8 protein-coding genes and 2 tRNA genes are annotated in these 12,278 nt (G+C 55.6%); 3 read left to right on the top strand and 7 right to left on the bottom strand.

All coding sequences use genetic code 11. The annotated features are described in order from the left end of the window. The first annotated feature begins 10 nt into the window (after positions 1-10). Positions 11-1,384 carry a CoA transferase gene (locus tag ACMGGR_RS07740; RefSeq protein ID WP_414148578.1) on the top strand — a complete coding sequence of 458 codons (1,374 nt, stop codon included), beginning with the start codon at positions 11-13 and terminating at the stop codon, positions 1,382-1,384. A gap of 64 nt (positions 1,385-1,448) precedes the next feature. Here the strand turns inward: ACMGGR_RS07740 and ACMGGR_RS07735 are convergent, their stop codons facing one another. From ACMGGR_RS07735 to ACMGGR_RS07720, 4 genes are all read right to left on the bottom strand, one after another. Continuing rightward, positions 1,449-2,012: a molecular chaperone gene (locus tag ACMGGR_RS07735; protein ID WP_414148577.1), complete on the bottom strand. Its 564-nt coding sequence runs from the start codon at positions 2,010-2,012 to the stop codon at positions 1,449-1,451. 33 nt (positions 2,013-2,045) lie between these two features. Beyond that, positions 2,046-2,783: a phosphatase gene (locus tag ACMGGR_RS07730; protein WP_414148576.1), complete on the bottom strand. Its 738-nt coding sequence runs from the start codon at positions 2,781-2,783 to the stop codon at positions 2,046-2,048. Between the two features lie 40 nt (positions 2,784-2,823). Further along, positions 2,824-3,762 (bottom strand): glyoxylate/hydroxypyruvate reductase GhrA, encoded by a 939-nt coding sequence (gene ghrA / locus ACMGGR_RS07725; protein WP_414148575.1) that lies wholly within the window; start codon positions 3,760-3,762, stop codon positions 2,824-2,826. 72 nt (positions 3,763-3,834) lie between these two features. After that, a complete protein-coding gene (locus ACMGGR_RS07720) occupies positions 3,835-5,298 on the bottom strand; it encodes a peptide MFS transporter (RefSeq protein WP_414148574.1) in 1,464 nt (487 codons plus the stop codon). A gap of 219 nt (positions 5,299-5,517) precedes the next feature. Here ACMGGR_RS07720 and ACMGGR_RS07715 point away from each other — a divergent pair. Further along, positions 5,518-5,605: transfer RNA gene (locus ACMGGR_RS07715), tRNA-Ser, on the top strand. 916 nt (positions 5,606-6,521) lie between these two features. On the opposite strand, the gene phoA is transcribed toward ACMGGR_RS07715, so the two are convergent. Next, positions 6,522-7,925 carry an alkaline phosphatase gene (gene phoA, locus ACMGGR_RS07710; RefSeq protein WP_414148573.1) on the bottom strand — a complete coding sequence of 468 codons (1,404 nt, stop codon included), beginning with the start codon at positions 7,923-7,925 and terminating at the stop codon, positions 6,522-6,524. 244 nt (positions 7,926-8,169) lie between these two features. On the opposite strand from phoA, the gene ACMGGR_RS07705 reads away from it, so the two are divergent. Continuing rightward, a tRNA-Ser gene (locus ACMGGR_RS07705) sits at positions 8,170-8,257 on the top strand. Between the two features lie 777 nt (positions 8,258-9,034). On the opposite strand, the gene ACMGGR_RS07700 is transcribed toward ACMGGR_RS07705, so the two are convergent. Next, positions 9,035-10,330, bottom strand: coding sequence for a hypothetical protein (locus ACMGGR_RS07700; RefSeq protein WP_414148572.1), 1,296 nt, complete (start codon positions 10,328-10,330; stop codon positions 9,035-9,037). 298 nt (positions 10,331-10,628) lie between these two features. Then, on the bottom strand, positions 10,629-12,161 hold the full coding sequence (locus ACMGGR_RS07695) for a methyl-accepting chemotaxis protein (RefSeq protein ID WP_343215865.1): 1,533 nt from the start codon (positions 12,159-12,161) through the stop codon (positions 10,629-10,631). Positions 12,162-12,278: the final 117 nt, after the last annotated feature.

The raw sequence follows: 12,278 nt of genomic DNA, 5'->3' as shown, positions 1-12,278 counted from the left end.
GGAGAAAACCATGGCAAAACGGTTGACTACGCTTTTATGGCAACAGCTCTGGCAGGCCCTGCGCAACAGCGCAACGCCCGTTCCAGACGTGCGCTTTAACGGCACTGAACGCCTGAGTTCCGTTTATCCCGTTACCGAACTGGCGGCCACCAGCTTTGCACTGGCAATGCAGGCGGCGGCCGCGCTGGTGAACAATCCTTCCCGGCTCCAGGTTAATATGCGCCTGGCCTCGCGCTGGTTTCAGCACAGCTTTCATCCCATCAACCGTTCTGCGCCTGCGCAGTGGGATGCCTTCGCTGGCGACTATGCTACCGACGACGGCTGGATCCGCCTGCATACTAATGCGCCCCCTCATCGGGCCGCGATGGAAAAAGTGCTTGGCATTCATTCTGACCGTAAAGAGCTTGCCGCCGCTGTCCGACGCTGGCAAAAAACCTCGCTGGAGCAGGCGGTGATCGAGGCTGGCGGCTGCGCGGCTGAAATGCGCAGCGTTGCTGCCTGGCAACAACATCCGCAGGGCCAGAGCGTACAGAGAGAAGCCCTGATTGCGCAAACGCTGCAACCGGAAGCCGCGCTGCCTGCCTGGCGGCTGCACGTCCTGCGCCCGCTGCATAACGTGAAGATCCTGGATCTGACGAGGATTATCGCTGGCCCTGTCGCTACACGCTTTCTGGCCGGGCTGGGTGCGGAGGTTTTGCGTCTGGATCCGCCGGGCTGGCAGGAACCCGCACTGGAAGAGGAGATCACGCTGGGTAAGCGCTGCGCGCGGCTGGATCTGAAATCTGCCGAAGGGCGGAAACTGTTTGAACAGCTGCTGGGCCAGGCAGACATTATCGTACACGGCTATCGTGCTGATGCACTGCCCGCGCTGGGCTATGACAGCGAGAGTCTGCAAAAACTTTCGCCCGGACTGATTGATATCAGCCTGAACGCGTGGGGCTGGACGGGGCCGTGGCGTAACCGGCGCGGTTTCGACAGCCTGGTGCAGATGGGTTGCGGTATAGCCGATACCGGACGCCAGTGGAAGTTGAGCGATGCCCCGGCTCCGCTGCCGGTGCAGGCGCTGGATCATGCTACCGGCTACCTGATGGCAGCAGCCGCGCTGGAGGGAATGCGTTTGCGGCTGCGTAATAACACAGGTTTTACGGCAAGGTTATCGTTAGCCAGAACAGCCTGCGTGCTGACAGACCATCCTTATCCCGACACAGTGCAGCCCGACGGTCTGGGGCCAGCGGGGCTGTATGATGAAAATGCCGCGACGGAAATAACGCGCTGGGGCATTGGCAAGCGCCTTAATCCGCCGGTTTGGCTACCGGGCACGCCGCTGGTCTGGTCGCGCTCCGCTTCGCCGCTCGGTTCAGATACGGCAGCATGGCAGACGTAATTTGCTGCCCGTTTTCGCATTAGTACGCGTTATTTCACGACCGAACGCTGGTTGAGGAGAGCGCTTAGCTCTCGCCTTGCTCGCCTTCTTCCGCCAGTTCATCACGCATTGCCTGAATCGCTTCACGGCTTAGCGCGGCCAGCGTGCGGTAGAACGGCGTGTCGGCCCAGGCTTCTACCTTGCCCAAAAACTGGCCGCACCAGGGCAGTAAAAAGTCATCGAACAGCGCGATCTGAGCCTGAACTTCATCTTCCTGCGACTGATCTTCCAGCCAGGACGCTGCCAGCAGCAGCGAGCCAAAACGGTCGGCCGGTGCTTCGCTCAAAGGCATACCACGGCTTTGCAAAAAGGCGCGAACCGCGCTCTCCTGCGGGCCATTTTCCCACCGGGAACCTTCCTGCGGTACTTTGCAGTCACTGCCGACAAACAGAGCGTTATAGTCAGCCGCCAGCGCCTGCGGATCGCTGTTCTGCTGTAGGCGGGTTAGCAACTCATCCTGCTCCAGCGGCCACTGCTGCTGCAGCTTACCTTCACGCAGCAGAGTAAAAAGCGGCACCAGCAGCGGATCCTGCGGCTGGCGATTGTAGAGCGAGCCAAGGATGCGGCAGATGATCGAAAATTCATTCATAACAGTAGGTCCATAATATCAGGCGTGACAACGTCACAGTTCGGCAAATTCCGCAATGGCGCTGCCGGTTCTGCGCTGCAGGAAATCGAGCAGGCGGCGCGGCGTAACATTTAATACGCGTTCCTGCGGAAAATCCACTTCCTTCATAATTCGCAGACAGTGTTCAAAGTTTCCCAGCGTAAATGCCGTATGGGAATCGGAACCGCAGGCTATCCAGCCGCCCGCGTCGCGCACCGCTGCCGCAATCGCCCGGCAGTTTGGCTCGCTGCCTTTCCGTGAGTGGGTAAAAGAGGAGTTATTCAGCTCCAGCGCGACCTCGTACTTTGCGGCGGCTTCGGCAATAGCGGGAATATCCACCGGATATTTCGGATTGCCCGGATGGCTGATGATATGCACGTTGCCGCTGGCCATCGCGGCGATCATCGCCTGCGTATTGGTCGCCTTGTCGCGCGGCGCGAAAACCGGCTCATGAAAGCCTGCGACCACGATATCCATGACCTCCATCATCGGCCCGGTACAGTCAATCTCGCCCGCGACGTTTTTGATATTGGCTTCGATACCGCGCAGGATGCCTACGCCTTCCACTACGCGTGGCCAGATACGCATATTCACAAAGTGCCAGTAGTGCGGCGCATCTGCCATATCAGGCCCGTGATCGGTAATCGCCAGCAGTTTGACGCCGCAGGTTTGCGCCTGCTGAACGTAGTCCCGCAGCGTGCTGTAGGCGTGCGTGCTGGCAACGGTATGCATGTGAAGATCGACAGGATACATAGTTTTCTCCTTGCTAACGGGCAATCCACTGCCCGCTGAATTAATAGCCTCTTACCACATCGACGAGGCCAGACGGCATTGCGCCAGTTTCGCGCAGTCGGATCGCGTCGGCGATATAGTCCATAGCTTCTTCCGGTAAAGTTACAGCGGCATTATGCGGCGTGATGGCAATAGCAGGGTGCGCCCAGAAAGGATGCTGCTGCGCCAGCGGCTCCTGCACAAACACATCCAGCGCCGCCGCTTTGATTTCGCCCGCCTCAATGGCCGCCAGCAGATCGTCTTCCACCAGATGCGCGCCGCGCGCCAGGTTAATCAGGTAAGCCTGTGGCTTGAGCTTGCCGAGTAGTTTACGGTTAAGAATACCGACGGTCTGCGGCGTATTTGGCAACAGGTTGATCAGCACCTTGCTACCTGCCAGAAAGTCATCCAGCTGCGCTTCGCCATGAAAGCTGGTCACGCCCGGCAAGTCTTTTGGCGAACGGCTCCAGCAGCGCACCGGAAATCCCCAGAAGCGCAGGCTTTCCGCCACGCTGCTGCCAAGCACGCCCGCGCCCAGAATACCGATAGTAAAGTCATCGCGGGAATGATTGCGCAGCGGTTGCCATACCGCCTCATTTTTCTGCTGCTGATAGTCGTTAAAGCGGCGAAACCAGCCCAGAACGTGCCATACCGCGTACTCCTGCATCTGGCGGCCCATGCCGGTGTCTTCCAGACGAAACAGCGGCACGCCTTCGGCCAGCATGTGCGGATGCTCGCGCAGCTGGTTAAGAATATCATCCACGCCCGCGCCCAGCGCGAAGACGCCTTTCAGCGCACGTCCCTGTAGCATTTCCACCGGCGGCTGGCGTACCAGCGCGTAATCCGCATGCGCCGTATCGCCCGCTGTCCACTTACGTATGCGCGCCTGCGGCAGACGCTGCTGTAAACCGGCAATCCATTTTTCCGTATTAAAAGAAGGATGGTAAAAGATGATATCCATGCAGGTTCTCCTGTTTTTTCTTCAGGCTCGGGTAAAACAGCAGCCGTGGCAAGTAAAAATTCCGGTTGTTGCTTAAAGGCGAGAGGCGGACGCTTGAATCAGCCTGCGCAGCAGCGGCATCAGTACCAGCAGCATCACCCCGGTCGCCGCGCTGCCCCAGCCCAGCAGCGTAAAGATATGGCTGTAGCCCGGATTAGTCAGCGCAGGCGTACTGCCGCTGTTTTGCGGCATCAGCCCGGAGACGTAGCCGGAAAGTACCGACGCTACGCCCGTAACCATCATCCAGCAGCCCATCATAATGCCCTGATAGCGCTGCGGGGCCAGCCTGCCGATCATCGCGTAACCGACGGGCGAAATCAGCAGTTCCGCAATGCTTTGCAGGACGTAGCTGATAACGATCCATTTAAACGCCACCATGCCGTCCTGGCCCGCCAGCATAATGCCAATCGGCAGGACCAGCATGCCCAGTCCGATGCAGAACAGCGAAGCGGCAAACTGCAAAGGAATATCAACGCGCCAGCCGCGTTCGCGCAGGTTGCGGAATCCAATAGCCAGCAGCGGCCCGCCAAACACAATAACCAGCGTGTTGATATTCTGTACCCACTGCGGCGCAATACGGATACCCCAGACGTCCAGCATGATGTTGTGTTCGGTAAACAGCATCAGCCCCATCGGTGCCAGCTGATACAGCGTCCAGAAGATCAGCGAACTGAGGGCCAGGAGCAGATAAGCAGTCATTTTGCGCTGCTCTTCGCGTGGGCGATGGCGCAAGGTAAGCACGGCCAGAAGCAGAAAAATTACCGCACCGAGTGCCAGCACAAAAGTGCCGGTAAAGCCGGCATGCGTCAGCAAGATGCGTAAAACCGGCACCAGCACGGCCAGAATAATGAGCCCCGCCAGCATGCGCAGCCGCAGCTGGCTACCGCTGACGTGGAGCAGCGGCGTATCAAGATCGGCCAGCGTTTTCCAGCGCAGAAGAGAAACGACGATAGCGACAGCATTTCCCAGCGTCGCAAACAGGAACAGTGCCTGATAATGTTCCTGAAGCTGGAAGTAGCCCGCGCCGGTAAAACCTATAAAAAAGCCCAGGTTCATTCCGGCGTAGTTCCAGAGAAAGGCGCTTTCGCGGCGGCTGTCTTCCGGCGCAAAACGCTGCGTCAGCATCATGTTGATGCAGGTAACGTTCAGCCCGCTGCCGGTCAGGAACATCGCCAGCCCCCAGTAAAGCCCTTCCGCCTGCTGTCCGGAGAGCACCCAGCAGCCGATCACCTGTAGGACCATCCCCAGCACAAACAGATTGCGGTTGCTGAGGAAGCGTCCGCCGAGGTAGCCGCCAAACAGGTGCAGGCCATAGTTAAATGCGCCAAAGACGCCCATCATGGTGTTGGCCTGCGTTTCGCTGAAGCCCAGTTTTTTAGTGGCGTAAAGCACCAGCGAGGAATAAAGCACGGCAAAGCCGAGCGTGGAAAAAATCTGGATAAAAAAGAGCGCGCGGGTTCCGTCCGGTTCAGCGCTTCTGCTGTCAATCTGATTCACTACTGGCCTCACGATTTACTGGCTGATGAAGCAGATCATTATGCACATTGCGCCGCAGAATGTGTTGTTACCAATAAGTTAAACGTTTTTTTGACGTTTTAAGCAGCAAACCGCTGTAAAAGTGAGTGAACGAACGGAAAAATGCAGAAAGAGAGTTGACCGGCGCAGTGCTTTTCCCTACATTAGCGGCCGTTAGCAACGAGGTTGCAACAACAATATGGTGAGGTGTCCGAGTGGCTGAAGGAGCACGCCTGGAAAGTGTGTATACGGCAACGTATCAAGGGTTCGAATCCCTTCCTCACCGCCATATTTAAAGAAGAGCCTGAACTCGCGTTCAGGCTTTTTTTATGCATATTCCTCACGAGGAAGGGTGAGAAGCCTTGACCGGGTTCGACAACTGACTTTAGTCAGTTGGACAGTTCGGGCGCTCGCGAACGAACTGCCCGCAGGGCGAGCAAAGCGAGTCTATCCCTTCCTCACCGCCATATTTAAAGAAGAGCCTGAACTCACGTTCAGGCTTTTTTTATGCATGTTCCTCACGAGGAAGGGTGAGTAAAGCGATTCTATCCCTTCCTCACCGTCATATTTCAAAGATAGCCCAGATTTACGTTCAGACTGAGGGCGTTAACAGACTCTTAAACGTCAGGTCGCGTTCAGCCCGGCGAACAGCTGCAGAGGTCAACCGGAACACGGACACGCCGTGAATCCATCCATGGAGGCTCGTTTGGCGCGTCCATGCGCCAAAACGGTCCGCTTATCCGGTTGGCCTCCGCTGCCAGAAAGCACTGTGTTGCTGTAAAAATGCCGGAAAGCACGAGCTGAGTAAGTTTGTTAACAGTCTGAGCCTGAACTCACGTTCAGGCTTTTTTTATGCATATTCCCCACGAGGAAGGGTGAGTAAAGCAAGTCTATCCCTTCCTCACCGTCATATTTCAAAGATAGCCCGAATTCACGTTCAGACTGAGAGCGTTAACAGACTCTTAAACGTCAGGTCGCGTTCAGCCCGGTGAACAGCAGCAGAGGTCAACCGGAACACGGACACGCCGTGAATCCATCCATGGAGGCTCGTTTGGCGCGTCCATGCGCCAAAACGGTCCGCTTATCCGGTTGGCCTCCGCTGCCAGAAAGCTACGGTGTTGCTGTTAAAATGCCGGAAAGCACGAGCTGAGTAAGTTTGTTAACAGTCTGAGCCTGAACTCGCGTTCAGGCTTTTTTCCTTCCGCTTATTTAATTTCCATCGCCGCCTTCATGGTATAAAACAGATCCGTCTGATCCGTTAATCCCACGACGTTCGCTGCATGCGGGCCATAAGCCGCAATACGCAGCTGCGTGCCGGTGTGTCCCTGCGATTCCTCTTCCGAGTTGCCGTAGCTGATAGTCATCAGCCCGCCCTCTTTCGTTTGCAACGTTTGCGTCAGGCCAGGCGCTTTGCTGTCGTTGGCGATAATCTGGCTGGAGTGCGCATGGTCGGCGGTAACGATGACCAGGGTATTGCCATCTTTATGCGCAAACGCCAGCGCTTTCTGGACGGCTTCATCCAGATCGACCGTTTCGCCAATCTGGCCGCATGGATTCGCTACGTGATCCTGTTTATCAATCGACGCGCCTTCCACCTGCAAAAAGAAACCGTTCTGGTTTTTGCTTAATAGCTGGATAGCTTTATCGGTCATCTGGGCCAGCGTTGGCGTAGAAGCCTGACGCTCGCCGTTAACTTCGCAGCTGACCGGTTTGCCCTCAAGGTTACCGTGATAGGTCGCTTTTGGCCCTTTCCAGCGCACCGGCATATTACCGTCGGCAAACAAACCAAGTACCGGCTTATCCTGTGAAGCCTCCGTTAGCGCATTCATCCCTTCAAGATTACTTACCAGCTGATAACCGCGAATTTTAGCCTGTTCGTTTAGTGGTTTACCCTGCCATTCGCCTGCTTTGGCCGTTTCAGCAAAGGTTTTGCCACCGCCGCCCAAGGTTACGTCAACGCGGGCGTTTAACAGCTGCTCGGCAATGGATCCTTTGCCGCCTTTTTCCAGCGCGTTGCCCGCGCAGGTTTCGCTGGTTTTTTCCGGGCCGTAACACTTACGGGAGGTCACGTGCGCAATCTGCGCTGCTGGCGTAGCATCTTCCAGTTCTGCGGTAGAGACGTTGCCGGTCGCTTTTCCTGCGGCCTTTGCGATCTCCATGATCGTCTGGTGATCTTTGCCGTTTACGTCCACGCCAATCGCGCCGTTATAGGATTTTACACCGGTGCTCCATGCGGTGGCCGATGCCGCAGAATCGGTGACGTAATCCGGCTTATGCGTCTTTTTATCCAGCGAATAATGCGTGTACTGACCGGTCAACGGCAGCGCGTCGATCCCTTTAAAAAAACCGCCCGCACCCTCAGCATAGTTACGCGCGGCAGTGATTTCGGAATCGCCCATACCGTCGCCAATCAGCAGGATGACATTTTTTGCTTTGTTGCTGTTTAGCGAAGCTTTTAGCGCTTCTGTCTGATCTTGCTGCAACCGGCGAGCGCCGCCGGGCTGTGTGATGTCGCCCTGCGCGGCGCGATTATAATCTGCGGCCTGCGCGCAAAGCGCGGTTGATAACAGCGTGGCGGCAAAGGAAAAAGTAAACAGGCTTTTCTTCATTGCATAACTCCATGAGCAAACGTTGCTAAAAATTTCAGGAGCTTAGTCTGCGATACAACCATGACGATTTTGTGTCAGGAAAGTGTCATAAGGGTGACAGGCTTCGGCTGCGCCAGCAGAAAGGCAGCGCATGCTGTTCACCGCTTAACCTGCCAGAATAAAAAGGAAAAAATCTTCTTGACCCTTAACGCCGGACTCCCTATAGTAGCGCCCCGTCGCCCGAGAGGGTGATGGATAAAAATTTGGTGAGGTGTCCGAGTGGCTGAAGGAGCACGCCTGGAAAGTGTGTATACGGCAACGTATCAAGGGTTCGAATCCCTTCCTCACCGCCATATTTAAAGAAGAGCCTGAACTCACGTTCAGGCTTTTTTTATGCATATTCCCCACGAGGAAGGGTGAGAGGCCTTGACCGGGTTCGACAACTGACTTTAGTCAGTTGGACAGTTCGGGCGCTTGCGAACGAACTGCCCGCAGGGCGAGCAAAGCGAGTCTATCCCTTCCTCACCGCCATATTTAAAGAAGAGCCTGAACTCACGTTCAGGCTTTTTTTATGCATGTTCCCCACGAGGAAGGGTGAGAAGCCTTGACCGGGTTCGACAACTGACTTTAGTCAGTTGGACAGTTCGGGCGCTCGCGAACGAACTGCCCGCGGGGCGAGCAAAGCGAGTCTATCCCTTCCTCACCGCCATATTTAAAGAAGAGCCTGAACTCACGTTCAGGCTTTTTTATGCATATTCCCCACGAGGAAGGGTGAGAAGCCTTGACCGGGTTCGACAACTGACTTTAGTCAGTTGGGACTGAGGGCGTTAACAGACTCTTAAACGTCAGGTCGCGTTCAGCCCGGAGAACAGCAGCAGAGGTCAACCGGAACACGGACACGCCGTGAATCCATCCATGGAGGCTCGTTTGGCGCGTCCATGCGCCAAAACGGTCCGCTTATCCGGTTGGCCTCCGCTGCCAGAAAGCTACGGTGTTGCTGTTAAAATGCCGGAAAGCACGAGCTGAGTAAGTTTGTTAACAGTCTGAGCCTGAACTCACGTTCAGGCTTTTTTTATGCATGTTCCCCACAAGGAAGGGTGAGAAGCCTTGACCGGGTTCGACAGGCAGCTTTATGCCTTACTGAAGGTCACATCGACCTTAGTCGCATCGGTATGGCGCATAGGGTTATTCCCCTGGCCGAGCTGGTCGTCGTTTGGATGAATATAGGTGTCACCGGTTCCCAGCTGATTTTCCATATATTCTCCGCCAGCTTTCATGGTATCGGTTGAACCGTCATACCAGCCTGCAATAGTCTTGTCTCCGGCTGAGTCGGTTGAAACGATATTGTCTGGCGCGCCGTCAGCAATGCTTTTGTTATCACCGATATTAAATCCGTTATGGTCGGTAGCGCTGATAGCCGCGTTTCGCCCGTCGATATCGCTGGTATTAATGAAGCCGTTATAAAATTCCAGGCGACTGGCACTGTCCTGAAACTTCCCATCCGCATCAGCCTGCTTAATCACGCCCGTGAAGTCGTTTTGATAATTCATGGTGCCCTTCTCGCCCGGCTTCAGCGTCATGGAGGCCACCTGCTTATTATCCTTATCAAACATGCCAAGGGTTATATCGTGATCCTCGGCGTTAGTAATATCAAAAGAGCGTGGCCCGCTGCCTGTAACCTGATCGGAAGCCGCTGTTGCGCTGGCTGAAGAGGCAGAAGCGGTGCTTTCCGCCGATGTGGCAGCCGTTTTCGTGTTTCCGGCCGTCGCTGCATCAGCATCCGCTGCGCCTGTTGCTGCTGCGGCTTCCGGCTGAGCAGAAGCGGTGGCATCCTGGTAAGAAGGCGGGTTAGCCGTCGCCGCCTGGTAAGATGGCGGACTGGCCGTCGCTTCCTGATAAGAAGGCAACGCTTCGTCAGTATTCCCGGCAGAGGCTTCGCCACCGCTGCCGGTTGCTAACGAGCCAGAAGCGTTGATATCGCTATCAGTTGCCGGCAAAGCGGAACCATTGGTATTGCTGCTGGTTGCCGGCGAGCCGGAACCGTTGCCGCTGGTAGTCGATGGCGAACCGGAACCTTTAGTATCGCTGTCGCTGCCGCCGTTGAACTGCTGTAGCATCTGCATAATTATCTTTAGCACTTCGTTCAGCAACTGCGTGGTCTGCTGATTAAGCTCGCTGCCGGAACTCTGTGCGTTAGTCGCGTCCCCGCTATTCTGGACGGCATTACTTTTCTGCGACAGATCGCCAAAATTCAGGCTGCTGCTGCCCGGCTGAGCCATGCCGAAATTTATGCCGCCACCGCCAGACTGCTTCGCTACGCTTTGATTATTGAACGCATCTGCGTTTTTAGTATCCGTGCTGAACATATTATCAAACGGCTGGGGCTGGGTAATGCCACCTGCTGGATTAAGCCTGTCGACTGACATAAACGATTCCACCTGAGAGTGAGGGTTTGGATCTGAGTGAATCGATATCGCCTCTGGTTCCTGTACTGGCAGCTTCAGGGCAATTTTTTTCGCACTCTTCCCCTCTTATCAGCCGCCGTTGACAAAATTTTCGCGAAAAAAAACCCGAACTCAGGTTCGGGCTTCAGGGGATTAGCAGAATTATGGCTCAGGAAGCTTATATCTTTCCGCCATCCCCGCCAGCACAGGCCACTTATAGCCTGTGATGCTTTGTTTCGAATATCGTGTTACTTCAATCGGCAGACGCTGCCCTTCAGGCTCAGGCTATTTTAAAGATAGCAATAGTGCGAATAAGCTGAGCGGCCTGGTCTTCCAGCGAAGCTGCTGCGGTGGCGGCTTCTTCCACTAGCGCGGCGTTCTGCTGGGTTACTTCATCCATCTGGCTGACTGCCGTACTTACGTGCTCAATACCGTTTACCTGTTCGCCAGAGGCGGAGAAGATTTCGGCCATAATCTGCGAAACGTTACCGATAGAAGCAACAATGTCATCCATCGTTTTTCCGGCGTTAGCCACCAGCTCGCTGCCTTCCGTAATACGCAGGCTTGAGGTTTCAATCAGTGCTTTAATCTCTTTAGCCGCCACCGCGCTGCGCTGCGCCAGCGCACGGACTTCGGATGCCACCACGGCAAAGCCTCTTCCCTGCTCACCGGCGCGTGCTGCTTCAACAGCGGCGTTAAGCGCCAGGATATTCGTCTGGAAAGCGATGCTTTCTATCGTGCTGATAATGTCGGCCACGCTTTTGGAACTGTCATAGATGGCAGACATGGTCGAGACCACTTTGCCAACCACCGCTCCGCCATGCTCCGCCACGCGTGACGCATCGGAGGCAAGGCCGCTGGCGTGCTGCGCGTTAGAGGAGTTCTGACGCACCGTTGCGGTCAGCTGCTCCATGCTGGCAGAGGTTTCTTCAAGCGATGCAGCCTGTTCTTCCGTACGGCTGGAGAGATCGGTGTTTCCAGAGGCCACCTCTTTCGCTGCGCTGTCAATAGAAGCGGCGGCATCCTGGATTTCAGAAACCACTTTCTTCAACTGCGTCTGCATAACGGCAAAATTTTCAATCAGCACGCCGGTTTCATCTTTTGAACGAGCCACCAACACCGTTGACAAGTCGCCGGCTGCAATAGCGCGAGCGGCGTTTACCGCCTGATGCAGAGGCACGGTAATGGAACGGGCCAGCAGATAGCCAAGCGTAGAGGCAACAATCAGTCCAGCCAGCGCGCCAAACAGCAGGGTCAGCCTGGTCTGCGCTTCGGTAGAATCCACGGTGGCCTGGCGTTTAACCAGTAAACCCTGCTCATCCCCCGCCAGCTCGTTGATGATTTGACGCATAGCGTCCATCTGCGTTTTGCCTGTGTTGGCCTGGAAAGCGGCCTGGAAAGCCTCCCCGGACAGCGTGCCGGCATTCAGGGCACGGCGCCTTTCAATCAGCGGCGTCACAAAAGACGCTTCCCAGGCCTGCTCCTGCGCGGCCAGCCGGGCTAGCCGATCCTGCTGCTTTTCATTATCTGAAGTCAGCGATTTTGCTTGCTGGACATGCTGGGAAAACGTTTTCTGGCCTTCCGTCCAGGGTGCCAGCATTTCCTCTTTGCCGTTGATGGCGTAGCCACGCAGTCCCGTTTCCATATTAACCAGGCTTAACGTTAGCCCCCGGCTTTCATCTATCACGCGCCAGGTATGCACGTTCCAGTTATTTGAATCGATAATCCGCGAGAAGTTAATGTAAAAGGTTGCGCAGAGCAGCAGAAGCAGCGCTACGACAACGCCAAAAGCAGCAACGAATTTGGTACTCACCGAAAGGTTTCTAAACATCTTATTCACGCTCTCAAAAGGGGGAAAGGTGCGCGACAGGCACTTATCTTGACAATCACTACTATCGGCACAACCTATTCGAGCTTTAAAGCTTCTGCA

This window comes from Erwinia sp. BNK-24-b, assembly GCF_047456155.1.
GTDB classification, from domain to species: Bacteria; Pseudomonadota; Gammaproteobacteria; order Enterobacterales; family Enterobacteriaceae; genus Erwinia; species Erwinia phyllosphaerae.
Note: the sequence above shows the minus strand (reverse complement) of the source record. Positions and strands in the feature narration are given on the sequence as shown.